The following is a 15,093-nucleotide window of genomic DNA, read 5'->3' on the forward strand; positions in this document are numbered from 1 at the left end:
ATGCTAGAAAATTTTAGAATTTTTTTAATAAGTTTAGCAGAAAAAGGAGATATTCCTTCCTCTTTTAAGTATGGATTTGTTATTAACGCAATGATTTGTGCTTTATTAATTGGACCTATACTTGGTGGAATAGGAACTATGGTTGTTACTAAAAAGATGGCTTTCTTTTCAGAAGCAGTTGGTCATGCTGCTATGACTGGGATAGCAATAGGTGTTTTATTGGGGGAACCTTTTTCAGCACCTTATATATCTTTATTTACTTATTGTATATTATTTGGATTAATTATTAATTATACTAAAAATAGAACTAAAATGGCTTCGGATACCTTGATAGGAGTCTTTCTAGCAATGTCTATTGCTTTAGGAGGTTCTCTACTTATTTATGTATCAGCTAAAGTAAACTCACATGCTCTTGAAAGTATATTGTTTGGTTCTATCTTAACAGTTAGTGATATAGATATTTATATTTTAGTTGTTTCTGCTATTATAATTTTATTTGTGCTAGTACCTTATTTAAACAAAATGTTACTAGCAAGTTTTAACCCTAGCTTAGCTATTGTAAGAGGGGTTAATGTTAAATTAATAGAGTATATTTTTATAATAATAGTAACTATTATTACTATTGCTTCTGTAAAAATAATAGGTTCTATTTTGGTGGAAGCTCTTTTACTTATACCTGCTGCTGCTGCTAAGAATCTATCAAAATCTATAAAAGGATTTGTCTATTACAGTATATTTTTTGCTTTAGTTAGTTGTTTATTAGGTGTGTATTTACCAATACATTTTGATATATCTATCCCATCTGGTGGAGCTATAATTTTAATATCATCTGCTATATTCGTAGTAACTGTTGTTATTAAAATGATATTTAAAAAATTTGCTGAAGGAGAATAAAATGAAAAAAATATTATTTGCTATTATGTTAGCAATGTTTTCAACATTAGCTTTTGCTGAAAATATTGTTATTACATCTATACAACCTTTGTATTCATTAACTAGTTATTTAACTAAAGGAACTGATATAAAAGTTCACTCAGTATTCTCTTCTGATATTTCTATGACTATGTCTAAGGATTCTATAAGAGAAGAAGATTTCGATATATCTGTTGCAAATAAGGCTCAAGCCGTTGTTGATATTGCTAAGATTTGGCCTGAAGATGTTATCTATGGAAAAGCTAGAATGACAAAATTAGGAATTTTAGAAATTGATGCTAGTCACCCTTATGATGAAAAAATGACTAATGTATTCTTAAATGACTATTCTAATGGTAGTGTAAATCCATATATTTGGACTGGTACAAAAAATTTAGTTAGAATGGCTAATATTGTTGCTAGAGACCTTGAAAGATTATATCCTAAAAATAAAGCTCAAATAGAAAAAAATGTAAATAACTTTACAAATGATTTATTAAAACTTGAAAATAATGTCAATGAAAGATTACTTTCAATAAATAATTCTGAAGTTATTTCTCTTAGTGAAAATTTACAATATTTTCTAAACGATTTAAATATTTATGCAGACTATCTTAATTATGATGATATAACTGCTGAAAATATTGAAAAAATAGTTACAGAAAAAGGTATAAAGGTTATAGTTTCAGATAGATGGTTAAAGAAAAATGTTATAAAAGCTCTTAAAAATGCTGGTGGAGAATTTGTAATTATAAATACATTAGATATTCCAGTTGATAAAGATGGAAAAATGGATCCTGAAGCATTATTAAAAGTTTATAAAGAAAATACTGATAATTTATTAGATGCATTATCTAAATTTTAATTTGTCAGCCTTATCATAGCCCCTGATAGCCGTATGAGTTCTACGAGCTCAATAAACACAGGCTCTTCGAACTAATACGGACATCGGGGCTATCTTTTGGAAATTTAAAAAATAAGTGAGTTATTTTTCCAGATTTTAGATTAAAAATCAAATAGAGTGAGCCGAACAAATCTTGGCGTGTCTGAGCTAACTTGTTAGCAAGTTAGGGAGTTTTGCCAAATTTGTAGCGAACTCTTGATTTTTAATCGTTAAAAAATCTGGTTATAACGAACTATTTTTAATTAATAAATTAAATTTTTTTATATATTACAAGGAGGATTTTATGAAAAAAAGAATGATACTTATTATGGGACTATTAATGTCTTCACTTGCTTTTGCACATGCTCCAATAATTTCTGTTGATGATAACGGAGATGGAACTGTTTATGTTGAAGGTGGATTTTCTAATGGTGCTCCAGCTGAAGGTGTTGAAATAATAGTTGTAAAAGATAAACCTTACAATGGACCAGAAGATACATTTAAAGGTAAAGAGATTATATACAAAGGAAAATTAGGTTCTGACAACAGTATTACTTTCCCTAAACCTGCAACAGATAAGTATGAAGTATATTTTAATGCCGGTGAAGGTCATGTTATTGGAAAAAAAGGTCCTGCTTTAACTGATGCTGAAAAAGAAAAATGGAATAAAGCTGTATCAGGATATAATTTTGGAGATTGGAAAGACTTAATGATGGAAAAATAAAAATTATAAAAAGGTTGGAAATGATACTAAATAAAAGTTAATAACTATTATAAATAGTTAAAATATAATACGGAGGTATCAATATGAAAAAAAGTTTAGTTTTAATTGGTAGTATTTTATTAGCAGCGAATTTATTTGCTCACGATCATTTTCTTTATACATCTAACTTAGATGTAACTGGACAAAAAGAAGTTAAAATGAAAGCTACGTTGGGACACCCAGCAGAAGGTCCAGAAGCAGAACCAATTAGTATAGGAACTGTAGATGGAAAAACTACTCTACCAAAAGCATTTTTTGTTGTGCATGATGGAGTAAAAACAGATTTAACTTCAAAAGTAAAACCTGGAAGTATAAAAGCTAATTCAGAACATGTGGCTTTTGATGCAACTTTCACTATGGAAGATGGATTAAAAGGTGGAGGAAGCTGGGTATTTTTCATGGATAGCGGAAATACAAAAGACTCTGGATTTATGTTCAATCCAACTGAAAAACTTATTGTAACTAAAGATAATGCTGGATCTGACTACAACCAAAGAGTAGCTCCAGGATACAATGAAATCGTTCCTTTAGTTAATCCAGTTAATGCTTGGAAAGAAAATGTTTTCAGAGCAAAATTTGTAGATAAAGATGGAAATCCTATAAAGAATGCAAGAATAGATGTTGACTTTATAAATGGTAAATTAGATATGACTAACAACACTTGGAAAGCTAATCCAGAAGCTCCTAAAACAAGTTTAAGAGTATTTACTGATGATAATGGAGTATTTGCTTTTGTTCCATCTAGAAGTGGACAATGGGTAATCAGAGCCGTTGCTTCTATGGATAGAGTAAATAAAGTTGTTCATGACTCTTCATTAGTTGTACAATTTAACTAATTTGTAAATTAAATTTATAAAACAGAATAAAATAAGTCCCTAAAGTCATATAAGTTTCTCAATTTTAAAAAATACTTTTGAGAACTCATGTAAGCATTAGGGACTTTTTTTGCTCTATAGGAAAGTCTAGAATTAAATACTGAAAATTAGTCTCTGACGTCCATATTAGTTCGAAGAGCCTGTGTTCATTAAACTCGTAAAACTCATACGGCTGTCAAGAGACTTTTTTATTTAAGTTTTGAAGATTTTATTTACTTGTTATTTAAATCTATAACAGATTTAAATGATTCTAACATTTTTAAATTTGAATTTCTATCTTTTACTGCGACTCTTATATAGCTTTCATTTAGAAATTTAAAATTTGCAGCATCTCTCACTAAAATATTATTCTCTATCATTTTTTCTCTAAATTCATTTGATTTAAAAGTGAAAAGTTTAATTAAAAGAAAATTGCATTCTCCTTTAAAAACTTTAATATTTTCTACTTTTGATAATTCATTATATAAAAATTTTTTTTCTTCCAATATCCATCTTTCAGATTTATCTATATATTCTTTATCATCTAACATAACAAGACCTGCTAAATTAGCAAATGTATTAACTGACCATGGCTCTTTCTCTTCCAACATTCGCTCTTTTAAATCATCATCAAAAATTATTCCATAACCTAATCTCAGGCCTGGTATAGCAAAAAATTTTGTAAATGCTCTCATTATAAAAATATTTTTATTTTTCAACAAACAAACCGTTTTATTTTTCCAATCTTCTACAAATTCAATAAAAGCCTCATCAACAAAGATTTTTGTATCTTTTTTATTACAACTTTCAATAATTTTTTCTATATCTTCCAATTTTATGAATTGACCAGTTGGATTATTAGGATTACAAAATAGTAATAAATCATAATTATTATCTTCTATCTCTTTTTTTAAATTTAAAATATTAGGATAAAAATTATCTTTTTCTTCTAATTTAAAATATTCTATTTTGGCCTCAATCGACTTTAAAGCTCTTTCATATTCTGCAAAACAAGGTGCTAGTATTAATACTTTTTTAGGCTTTAAAGCTCTCATATACAAAAAAAGTATTTCAGTTGCTCCATTCCCGACGATAATATCATCTGATTTTATTGAATTAAATTTAGCTATTTTTTCTCTTAACTCAATATAATAAGGATCCGGATAGTTTACTAAATTATTAAAACTTTCTTTTGCTATATCTATAAATTTTTGTGGTACTCCCAAAGGGTTAATATTAGAACTATAATCTAAAATATTGCTTTTTCCTTCTCTCTGAAACTTATAAATATTTCCTCCATGTAAATCTTTACTCATTTTATTACTCCAATAATATTAATTAATATAAATGTTATAGTTGCTATGAAAGATACAACATATAAGATATTGACTGCTTTTTTTATATCTTCATATTCAAATTCTTTAGTTTTATCCCCTATAGTTGGTTTTTCATAATCTTTACCAAAATAACTAATTTTTCCTCCAAATTGTATTCCTAAAGCACCTGCATAAGCTGATTCACTCTGACCTGAGTTTGGACTTGAATGTTTATTTCTGTCTCTAAAAAATATTTTTAAAGAGTTTTTAAAATTATATCCTAATATAAAACTTGCTAAAGGTATAAATATTAAACCTGTAAGTCTTGCTGGAATAAAGTTTGCAACATCATCTACTCTTGCAGAAACTTTTCCAAAATCTATATATCTTTCATTTTTATACCCAACCATAGAATCTAAAGTATTTATTGCCTTATATGTCATAGCAAAAGGTAAGGCAAGAGAAACATCTTTTCCAAATATTGAAATTGAAAAAAAACTTCCAATAAAAGCATAAAATGCAGGAGAAGCAAAACCATCCACTGTATTTTCTGCTATTGTTTCAACTACACTCATAATAATTTTATCTAACGATAAAGTATTTGTATCTCTACTAACAAGATACGATAACTCTTTTTTAGCCTTTTCAATATCCCCTGACTTTAAAATATTATAAACTTTTTTCCCTTCATCAGCTAAACTTTTAGTTGCAAGTGTTGTCCATATAAATATTATTTCTATAATATATCCTAGTCTTGCTAATAATAATGATACAAAAAAAGTTATTCCTAAAGTTAAAATATTTAAGATAGCTCCTGTAAATATCTTATTTTTAAATTTATACAAAATTTTTTCTAAAAAACTTATTAATTTTCCTATTATTATAACAGGATGATATAGCCATCTTGGATCACCTAATATCAAATCTATAATATAAGCTATACCAAATTTTATTGTAAAGTATTCAAACATTTTTTTCTCCATTTAAAAATTACTAAATTTATTTTTTATTTATAACACTTCTCATCGACTTTTATTTTAATCAAGTATCTTATATATTTCATCTATATCAACAGATTCTCTAACTAATTTTTCTAATTTATCAAATTCTTTTAACTTATACTCTTCATAAGAAATATTATTATTAATCTCATTCAAACCTTTTCTTCTTCTAATTTCATTTAAAAGAGTATCTGTAAATTCTTTATTATCAAAAATTCCATGTAAATAAGTTGCAATAATATTATCTCTATTTACAAAAATAGTTCTATCATCGGTAGTTAAATTTTTTTCATTTCCTTCTGTAATACCTTGGTGAATTTCATAGCCCTTTATATCTAAAGTATTTAATTTTTTTAGAAATCCATTATTAACAACTAATTTCCCTTGATATTGAACCATAGTTTTTTCATTTTCCATAATAGTTTCTAAATCTAAAAGTCCTAAACCATTTAATTCTTCTATATCTCCCTCAATATGATGAGGATCTTTAACTTTATTTCCTAGAATTTGAAAACCCCCACAAATACCAAAAATAATAGTTTCAGTTCTAGCTCTTTTTATTATTTCTTCTGCAATTCCACTTTCTTTAAGCCATTTTAAATCATCTATGGTATTTTTAGAACCTGGTATTATTAATAAATCTTCATTTCCTATTTGACTTCTTTCTTTTACAAATTGTATTTCAACATCTTCAAAAATTGATAGAGCATCAATATCCGTAACATTTGAGATATGTTTTAACTTTATTACAGAAATTTTTATTTTATTAGAATTTTTATTTAACTTAAAACTTTTATATTTTTCTGTAAGACTATCTTCATCTTCTATATCTATGTCTGCATAAGGAATAACTCCTAAAGTTTTAATTCCTGTTAATTTCTCTATTATTTCAAAGCCTGGTTTTAAAACTTCCTTATTACCTCTAAATTTATTTATAACTATCCCTTTAACTCTTTTTCTATCTTCCTCTTTTAAAAGCATAATTGTTCCATAAATCGAAGCAAAAACTCCTCCTCTATCTATATCTGCAACTAAAATTACAGGTGCATCAGCTATTCTTGCCATAGCAAAATTCGAAATATCCTCTTCTTTTATGTTTATTTCTGCTGGGCTTCCTGCTCCTTCAATTACAACTATATCATTTTTACTATCTATTTTCTCATAAGTTTCTTTTAAAATTGGAATTAAATTTTTTTTATATTGGTTATATTCAACTCCAGACATATTTCCTATAGATTTTCCATTTACAATTATTTGTATTTTATTCATTGTAGAAGGTTTCAAAAGAATAGGATTCATATTAACATCAGGTTCTAAACCACTTGCTTCAGCTTGAACAACCTGTGCTCTTCCCATTTCCTTACCATCTTTTGTAATATATGAATTAAGTGCCATATTTTGTGACTTAAAAGGAGAAACTTTATATCCATCTTTATAAAAAATTCTGCACAAAGCTGTTACAAATAAACTTTTCCCTGCTCCTGATGATGTACCAACAACCATTATATTTTTATTATTCATTATTTTCACTCCATTAAATATAATATATAAAATTATTTTTATTAACTTTATATATTATACTGTAAAATTAATAAATATTGCAAATTAATATTAAATAAAGTCTCTGACGTCCGTATTAGTTCGAAGAGCCTGTATTTATTGAGCTCGTAGAACTCATACGGCTGTCAAGAGACTAATTTTGTACTTTCCAATAGAATTAAAAATGGGACTCAAATATTCTATTCTATCAATAGTAGTATATTTGAATCCCTTATTTTAAAATATATTTAAGAATTTTATACTATTTAGTTCCAAAAATTCTATCTCCACAATCTCCTAGACCTGGATAAATATAACCTTGTTCATTTAATCCTTGGTCTATTTTAGCTGTATAAATAGGAACATCTGGATGTTTATTTAATAATCTTGCTATTCCATCTGGAGCAGATACTAAACACATAAATACTATATCAGTAACCCCTTGAGATTTTAAATAATCTATTGCATAAACAGCAGATCCTCCTGTTGCAAGCATAGGATCAACAACGATTACTTTTCTGTTAGCTATATCTGTAGGTAATTTACAATAGTAGTAAACTGGTTCTAAAGTTTCTTCATTTCTATATACTCCAATATGACCTACTTTTGCAGTTGGAATTAAATCTAATATTCCAGCTGTCATTCCAAGCCCTGCTCTTAATATAGGAACAATAGCAACTTTATCTTGTAGAGTATATGCTGTTGTCTTCATTAATGGAGTAGTAACTTCTGTAGTTTCTAATTTTAAATTTTTAGTTGCCTCATAAGTCATAAGTTTTGCAATTTCATTTAAATTTTCTCTGAATGATTTTGTATCAGTGTCAACACTTCTAAGTATAGTCATTTTATGTTCTATTAAAGGGTGATTTACTTCGATTACTGCCATTTTTAATACCTCCGTTTTAATATTTTTTCTAAATAAAGTCCATTGATAGCAATATAAGTTTTATGAGCTCAATAAACAAAAACTCTTCAAACTAATACGATCATCAAGGTCTAATTTTACTTTTAATTTTATACTTTCGTGTATAATAAAAACCCATAAAAAAACAGGATAAAAATCCCGTTTTTCTAAAGTATTATTTTCCCAAGTTGAATTTTTTATTAAATTTGTCAACTCTTCCAGCTGTATCAACAAATCTTTGTTCTCCAGTATAGAATGGATGAGATTTTGAGCTAACAGCTACTTTTATTACAGGGTATTCTTTCCCTTCGAATGTTGTTGTTTCAGCAGGGACTTTTGTAGATCTAGTCAAAAATTGATGCCCAGCCATATCTTCAAAAACAACTTCTTTGAATTCAGGATGTATTCCTTTTTTCATTTTATCACCTTCCTAAAATTTATCTGATATCTCAATAATCATACCATATAAAGTTCTATATTGCAATAGCTAATTTTTAGATTTTATACAATTTCATAATTTAAAATCTTACTTTTTTCTATCAAGATATTATTTCATTTATATATAAAAAATTAAAAAAATATGTTAAAATAAAAATAAAAGATAAGGAGACTAGTTATAAAATGTCTTTAGAAAATATGAAAAAATTTATTTTTGATATAGAAATTTATCCGAATTATTTTTGTGTAGTCATAAAAGAATTTGAAAAAAATAATATTTTTGTATTAGATAGCTCTAACTTTCATAGTAAAAAAAATGAGATATTTGAACTTTTAAAAAATTCACTATTAATTTCCTATGCTGGAAATAGTTTTGATGATAAAGTTTTGAATTATTTATTCACATTTAAAAATATAAATAAAATTTCTATGAAAGAAATTCATAATAACATAAAAAATATTAATAAAAATATTCTTGTTCCTACTACAAAAAGATTTTTTTCATTTGATATTTATAGAGAATATGACTGTACTGTTGGAATTAAAGGATTTAGTTTTAATATTGGGGAAGCTATTGTGGAACCTAAAGAAAACTTTGAATTTCCAGTTGATAGAAAAAAAACTCAAACAATTATTGATTATTGCACTAATGACGTACTTGTCACAGAAAAGCTATTTATTCATATGATAAAGAATAGGGATCTTATATCTGAAAAAGAGAATATTATAAAAAAGATTTTAAGAAAAGAAAAAATTGATAACAGTGAGCTTTTTAAATATTTAAAATACACTATTAATGAGCTAATTGTAATATTTTTAACAAAAAATAATAACAAAAATTTTAAGAAAAAAAATTCTCCTTCATATTTAAAATATAATAAATATGATAATATAAAAACTTACTTTGATAATGTTAAGAGTTCTAAAGTTTGTATATTTGAACTTGAAAATACTTATTTTTATAAAATAATTAAAAAACTTTATGAAGTTAAAAAACTTAGATTAAAAGTTTTGAACTATGAGAAAATTGCTTCTTTAGATGAAAAATATTTATCCGATATTTTTGAAATTATAACCACATCAGAAGTAAGTGTTTTAAAGAAAACTGACGCTCTTTATTTTAAAAAAATAAAAACTATTTTCTTAAAAAAAATTGATTTATTTATTGAAAGAAATAATGCTAAATTACTAAAATTCAATAAAAATAAAATTTTTATTGAATTTTCAGATAATAATGAAAGACTTTCTTCTATTATTGCTTCGTATTTTAATTTATTAGGTATTGACTTTAATATTATTTTTCCACAAAAGTTTCTTAGACTAAATGATCATAAGAAAAATTTTATATATGAATACGATAATCAATTATACTTTAGTAAAAAATTTAACTATGATATTACTATAAATCCTAAAGACCATAAGTGGTTAGCAGAAGTTTTGAAACTTCACTATTTAGAAAAATTAGATATAAAAAAAGCTATAAAAGATATTTATAAAAATAATCCTGACTATTTTTTTATGTACTACACTGCTAGTTCTCAAGTATTTAAATGCTCTGAAAAAGGAAAAATTTTAAATTCAAAAACTTTATCTTCCGGAAAAAAATACAGAGTTTACTATTCAAAAACTGGAGTATTTAAACCTATTGATTTTAAGAAACTTTCCAATGATGAAACTGAAAGTTTAAAATATAAAAGTAATTTTGCTTTTGGAGAACTTGATAGTCCTTATTACAAATTAAAAACTTTTGATGATAATTTAGAAAAGTTTTTAGATTATGATGACTTTGATTTAGAAAGCTATTACCTTTATGCTAAAGAATATATAAAAAATGATGAAAATAAAGATTTAGATGTCGGAGACTAATTTTTATATTAAATTTATACTTTCCTATAAAATAAAAAAGTCTCTGACGTCCGTATTAGTTCGAAGAGCCTGTGTTCATTGAGCTCGTAGAACTCATACGGCTATCAAGAGACTATTTTTTTATATTTATTTTTATACTTTCTTATAGAATAATAAAAACCCTTAATATTCTTATGATAAACATACAAATATCAAGGGTTTTTATTTGTAAATATAATTTTTTATTATACAAATTCTTTTTTTACTTCATTTATCCAATCTTCAATTCTTTTTGGTGTTAAATCTGCTTGATTTTCTTCATCAAGAGCAAGTCCAATGAATTTTCCATTTTCAATAATTTCTGTTTCTTCAAAATGATATCCATCAACACTTGTAAATCCTACAACTTTTCCACCTTTTCTTTTTACTATATCATATAGATATTTTATACCTCCACAAAAAGATTCACCAAAAGCAAATTGATTTCCTAAACCAACAAGTCCTATAACTTTTCCAGTAAAATCAATTTCTTCTAATTTTTTTAAGTTGTTCATCCATGCTGCATGAGCTTCTCCAACTTGATAAGTAGGAGTTACTAATATAAGATTTTGAAAATTTTCAATTTCTTTTATAGCACTTTTTACATTAAATGTCTTAAAATCATCTTTTCTTAAAAAAAATTCAATCTCATCAACAACTCCAGTTGTAGTTTTTGTAAGTGTTGCATAAAAAATTCCTATCGTTTTCATATAAATTCCTCCATTAAAGTTTACAAATATCTTTTATAACTTCCCCAGCCAATATATATCCAACAACTGGTGGAACAAAAGAAATGCTTCCAACATTTTTATTTTTTTCACGACTTCCAGTAGTGTTTAAAGGTTTTTTTGGTAACTCCTTAGAATATACAACCTTTAGTTTTTTAATTCCTCTAGCTCTTAATTCTTTTCTAACAATTTTAGCTAAAGGACAAACAGATGTATTCTTAATATCAGCTACTTCAAAAGATGACGGATTCAATTTATTTCCAGTACCCATAGATGATATTATAGGTATGCCTAAATTATTAGCCAATTCAATTAAGTCAAGTTTCGGAGTAACTAAGTCAATAGCATCTATAATATAATCGTATTTTTTATCTTTAAAAAATAAATCTGAATTATCTTTTAAAAACTTTTCATGATACACAGTTAAATTTATATCTTCACTTATTGAAAGTGCTCTATTTTTTGCAACTTCTACCTTAGGAAGACCTATCGCATCACGAGTTGTAATGATTTGTCTATTAAGGTTAGTCACATCTACATTGTCAAAATCAACTATTGATAAATTTCCAATACCTGCTCTGACCAATGCTTCAAAAGCAGTACCTCCAACTCCTCCAAGACCAAAAATAATAACATTAGCATTTTTTAAAATTTCTAGATTTTCTGAGCCTATTAAAAGCTCTGTTCTTTGAGAAAACATGTCATCTCCTTAATTCCTTACTATAATAATAAATAATATCACATATTTAAAAAATTGTAAACTCAGAAAGTCAGATTTTATATTTTGTTTTTTTGTATGAACAAAGTCTCTCGATAGCCATATGAGTTCTACAATCTCAATAAAAAAGTCTCTTCAAACTAATACAGACATCAGAGACTAATTTTCATTTATCATGTTTTTTAATTATTTTATATCTAAATAAAAATAAATAAACAATCAAAATTTAATAGTAGAATTTTTATTTGAATAATTGACTTTTTTAAATAAGTACTCTATAATGTACGTATTAAAGGAGGAGATTATCTATGACAAATATAAATGCCACAAATTTAAGAAAAAATCTATTTTCTTACTTGGATTCAACAATAGAATATAATGACATTGTTAATATTAATACAAAAAAAGGAAATGTTATTATGATAAGTGAAGTTGAATATAATGGTTTGCTTGAAACTTTATATCTAACTTCTATTCCTAGTATGAAAAAAAGATTTGAAGAAGCATTAAATGCTACTAAAGAAGATTACGAGGAATTTGAATGGTAGAAGAATATAAGGTTTTCATATTAAAAAAAGCAAATAAAGATAAAGAAAAGATTAAACAATATCCAGCACTAAAAACTAATGTTGAGAAATTAATTAATCTTATAAAGCAAGATCCCTTTAAAGTCCCTCCGTCTTATGAGGCATTAGTTGGAAATCTAAAGGGCTATTATTCACGAAGAATAAATCATCAACACAGACTTGTATATGAAGTTATTGAAGAAGAAAAGAGAATAAATATAATTAGTATGTGGACGCATTATGACTTTTAAAAAAGAGAAACTCTATTATATGAATACTGGATATTTTTATTTTCTTGAAAGTCTCTTCCAGCTAATACAAATGTCAGAGACTAATTTTTACTTTTATACTTTCCTATAGAAAAAAAGGCTAGTAATTTATACTAGCCTTTTTCAGTTATTTAGTTAATTATAATAATTCGTCTTTTACTTTATTTTCTAACCAATCTTCAACTTTAGAAGTAATTTCATCTGTATCGAATGAAGCATCTATAGCTAATCCCATAAATTTATCTCCATCAATAACTGCTTCAGAAGCTTCGAAATCATATCCATCAGTAGAAGTAAATCCTACTATTTTTGCTCCTTTAGGTTCTACAGCATCATAGAAGTGTTTCATTGATTCTACATAGTTACCTCCAAATATTGCAGCATCTCCTACACCAACAAATGCTACAACTTTTCCAGAGAAATCCATGTCTGCAACTTCATCTATAACAGAAGCCCAATCATCTTGTAATTCTCCCATTCCATAAGTTGGAGAAGCTAATATAATGTTGTCGAACATTTCTATTTCATCAACACCGTTAGCTACATCAAATACTTGTGCATCTCCTAATTGAGAAGCTATAATATCTACAACTTCTTGTGTTTTTCCTCCTGTAGTTCCAAAAAAGATACCAACTGTCTTCATTAAAAATACCTCCTTAAAATGTTATTACTTAATTTTATAATTTTAGCTAATTATTGTCAAGTACTTTCAAAAAAAATAAAAAAATATTTAATTTTTAAACTTTTTTCTATTTTTTTTAGTCTATATAAATGTTAAATTCTAATAAAAATTTGATTTTATAAGACTTCATGTTATAATGTGACGTTATTTACTCTATAGGAAAGTATAAAATTAAATAATGAAAATTAGTCTCTGACGTCCGTATTAGTTCGAAGAGCCTATGTTTATTGAGCTAGTAGAACTCATACGGCTGTCGAGAGACTTTATTTATACATAAATTAATTAGGGGGAAATTGTGAAAAAGGCATCAATTATTACTTATGGATGTCAGATGAATGTAAATGAAAGTGCTAAAATAAAAAAAATATTTCAAAACTTAGGTTACATTGTTACTGATGAAATAGATGATTCTGACGCAGTGTTTTTAAATACTTGTACAGTCAGAGAAGGAGCAGCTACTCAAATATTTGGTAAATTAGGAGAGTTAAAGGCTTTAAAAGAAAAAAAAGGAACAATTATTGGAATTACAGGTTGCTTTGCTCAAGAACAAGGTGAAGAATTAATAAAAAAATTTCCAATAATAGATATTGTAATGGGAAACCAAAATATAGGTAGAATCCCTCAAGCAATTGAAAAAATAGAAAATAATGAAAGTTCTCACGAAATATACACAGATAACGAAGATGAATTACCTCCAAGATTAGATGCAGATTTTGGTTCTGATCAAACAGCATCTATATCTATAACATATGGCTGTAACAACTTCTGTACTTTTTGTATAGTTCCTTATGTTAGAGGGCGTGAGAGATCTGTTCCTCTAGAAGAAATTGTTCGTGATGTCGAGCAATATGTAAAAAAAGGAGCTAAAGAAATAGTTTTACTAGGTCAAAATGTAAATTCATATGGAAAAGACTTTAAAAATGGAGATTCTTTTGCTAAGTTATTAGATGAAATTTGTAAAGTTGAAGGAGAATTTATCGTTAGATTTGTATCTCCACATCCAAGGGATTTTACTGACGATGTTATAGATGTTATAGCTAAAAATGATAAAATATCTAAGTGTTTACATCTTCCATTGCAATCTGGTTCTACTCAAATATTGAAAAAAATGGCTAGGGGATACACTAAAGAAAAATATTTAAATTTAGTTGAAAAAATTAAAGATAGAATTCCTAATGTTGCTTTAACTGCAGATATAATAGTTGGTTTTCCTGGAGAAACAGAAGAAGATTTCTTAGATACTATTGATGTAGTAAAAAAAGTTAGTTTTGATAATTCTTATATGTTTATGTACTCAATAAGACAAGGAACTAAAGCTGCAACAATGGATAATCAAATAGATGATAATACAAAAAAAGAGAGATTACAAAGATTAATGGAAGTTCAAAATGAGTGCTCATATAACGAAAGCAAAAAATATATGGGAACAACCGTTAGAGTTTTAGTTGAAGGTCCAAGTAAAAAAAATAAAGAAGTTTTATCAGGAAGAACTTCAACTAATAAAATAGTATTGTTTAAAGGGGAGCTTGGATTAAAGGGAACTTTTGTCAATGTAAAAATAAATGAGTGTAAAACTTGGACTCTATACGGAGACATAGTATAAAATTAAAAACTATTCTTTCCGTATTTTAAAGTA

16 protein-coding genes are annotated in these 15,093 nt (G+C 26.3%); 8 read left to right on the forward strand and 8 right to left on the reverse strand.

The window, feature by feature from the left end; all coding sequences use genetic code 11:
• The 4 genes from BQ2505_RS06470 to BQ2505_RS06485 all read left to right on the forward strand — a co-directional run bounded on the left by BQ2505_RS06470 (nt 1) and on the right by BQ2505_RS06485 (nt 3,394).
• Nucleotides 1–894 (forward strand): metal ABC transporter permease, encoded by an 894-nt coding sequence (locus tag BQ2505_RS06470; RefSeq protein WP_074016953.1) that lies wholly within the window; start codon nt 1–3, stop codon nt 892–894.
• Between the two features lies 1 nt (nt 895).
• Nucleotides 896–1,777, forward strand: a complete 882-nt coding sequence (locus BQ2505_RS06475; protein ID WP_074016954.1) for a metal ABC transporter solute-binding protein, Zn/Mn family — start codon at nt 896–898, stop codon at nt 1,775–1,777.
• A 322-nt stretch (nt 1,778–2,099) separates the two neighbouring features.
• On the forward strand, nt 2,100–2,519 hold the full coding sequence (locus BQ2505_RS06480) for a hypothetical protein (RefSeq protein WP_074016955.1): 420 nt from the start codon (nt 2,100–2,102) through the stop codon (nt 2,517–2,519).
• 83 nt (nt 2,520–2,602) lie between these two features.
• Entirely contained in the window at nt 2,603–3,394 is a 792-nt protein-coding gene (locus BQ2505_RS06485) for a DUF4198 domain-containing protein (RefSeq protein ID WP_074016956.1), read from the forward strand.
• 251 nt (nt 3,395–3,645) lie between these two features.
• Here the strand turns inward: BQ2505_RS06485 and BQ2505_RS06490 are convergent, their stop codons facing one another.
• The 5 genes from BQ2505_RS06490 to BQ2505_RS06510 form a co-directional block, all read right to left on the reverse strand.
• A complete protein-coding gene (locus BQ2505_RS06490) occupies nt 3,646–4,728 on the reverse strand; it encodes a pyridoxal phosphate-dependent aminotransferase (RefSeq protein ID WP_074016957.1) in 1,083 nt (360 codons plus the stop codon).
• Nucleotides 4,725–5,699: an adenosylcobinamide-phosphate synthase CbiB gene (cbiB, locus tag BQ2505_RS06495; protein ID WP_074016958.1), complete on the reverse strand. Its 975-nt coding sequence runs from the start codon at nt 5,697–5,699 to the stop codon at nt 4,725–4,727. The genes BQ2505_RS06490 and cbiB overlap by 4 nt, the downstream gene beginning before the upstream one ends.
• Nucleotides 5,700–5,765: 66 nt before the next feature.
• Nucleotides 5,766–7,250, reverse strand: a complete 1,485-nt coding sequence (locus BQ2505_RS06500; RefSeq protein ID WP_074016959.1) for a cobyric acid synthase — start codon at nt 7,248–7,250, stop codon at nt 5,766–5,768.
• Between the two features lie 280 nt (nt 7,251–7,530).
• Nucleotides 7,531–8,154: a uracil phosphoribosyltransferase gene (gene upp, locus BQ2505_RS06505; RefSeq protein ID WP_074016960.1), complete on the reverse strand. Its 624-nt coding sequence runs from the start codon at nt 8,152–8,154 to the stop codon at nt 7,531–7,533.
• Nucleotides 8,155–8,347: 193 nt separating this feature from the next.
• On the reverse strand, nt 8,348–8,590 hold the full coding sequence (locus BQ2505_RS06510) for a type B 50S ribosomal protein L31 (RefSeq protein WP_074016961.1): 243 nt from the start codon (nt 8,588–8,590) through the stop codon (nt 8,348–8,350).
• Nucleotides 8,591–8,793: 203 nt separating this feature from the next.
• On the opposite strand from BQ2505_RS06510, the gene BQ2505_RS06515 reads away from it, so the two are divergent.
• Entirely contained in the window at nt 8,794–10,476 is a 1,683-nt protein-coding gene (locus BQ2505_RS06515) for a hypothetical protein (protein WP_074016962.1), read from the forward strand.
• A 224-nt stretch (nt 10,477–10,700) separates the two neighbouring features.
• On the opposite strand, the gene BQ2505_RS06520 is transcribed toward BQ2505_RS06515, so the two are convergent.
• Both BQ2505_RS06520 and BQ2505_RS06525 read right to left on the reverse strand, forming a co-directional pair.
• The gene (locus tag BQ2505_RS06520; RefSeq protein ID WP_074016963.1) at nt 10,701–11,204 is read right to left on the reverse strand and encodes a flavodoxin; all 504 of its coding nucleotides are present in this window, start codon (nt 11,202–11,204) and stop codon (nt 10,701–10,703) included.
• A gap of 13 nt (nt 11,205–11,217) precedes the next feature.
• Complete coding sequence (locus BQ2505_RS06525) at nt 11,218–11,922, reverse strand: tRNA threonylcarbamoyladenosine dehydratase (RefSeq protein ID WP_074016964.1); 705 nt, start codon at nt 11,920–11,922, stop codon at nt 11,218–11,220.
• 326 nt (nt 11,923–12,248) lie between these two features.
• Between BQ2505_RS06525 and BQ2505_RS06530 the strand changes: the two genes are divergently transcribed.
• Entirely contained in the window at nt 12,249–12,488 is a 240-nt protein-coding gene (locus tag BQ2505_RS06530; protein WP_074016965.1) for a type II toxin-antitoxin system Phd/YefM family antitoxin, read from the forward strand.
• A complete protein-coding gene (locus BQ2505_RS06535) occupies nt 12,482–12,757 on the forward strand; it encodes a Txe/YoeB family addiction module toxin (protein WP_074016966.1) in 276 nt (91 codons plus the stop codon). The genes BQ2505_RS06530 and BQ2505_RS06535 overlap by 7 nt, the downstream gene beginning before the upstream one ends.
• A gap of 157 nt (nt 12,758–12,914) precedes the next feature.
• Here the strand turns inward: BQ2505_RS06535 and BQ2505_RS06540 are convergent, their stop codons facing one another.
• Nucleotides 12,915–13,418 carry a flavodoxin gene (locus BQ2505_RS06540; RefSeq protein ID WP_074016967.1) on the reverse strand — a complete coding sequence of 168 codons (504 nt, stop codon included), beginning with the start codon at nt 13,416–13,418 and terminating at the stop codon, nt 12,915–12,917.
• A gap of 334 nt (nt 13,419–13,752) precedes the next feature.
• Here BQ2505_RS06540 and miaB point away from each other — a divergent pair, with 334 nt between their 5' ends.
• Nucleotides 13,753–15,060 carry a tRNA (N6-isopentenyl adenosine(37)-C2)-methylthiotransferase MiaB gene (miaB, locus tag BQ2505_RS06545; protein ID WP_074016968.1) on the forward strand — a complete coding sequence of 436 codons (1,308 nt, stop codon included), beginning with the start codon at nt 13,753–13,755 and terminating at the stop codon, nt 15,058–15,060.
• The last annotated feature ends 33 nt before the right edge of the window (nt 15,061–15,093 follow it).

This window comes from Fusobacterium massiliense (genome assembly GCF_900095705.1).
GTDB classification, from domain to species: Bacteria; Fusobacteriota; Fusobacteriia; order Fusobacteriales; family Fusobacteriaceae; genus Fusobacterium; species Fusobacterium massiliense.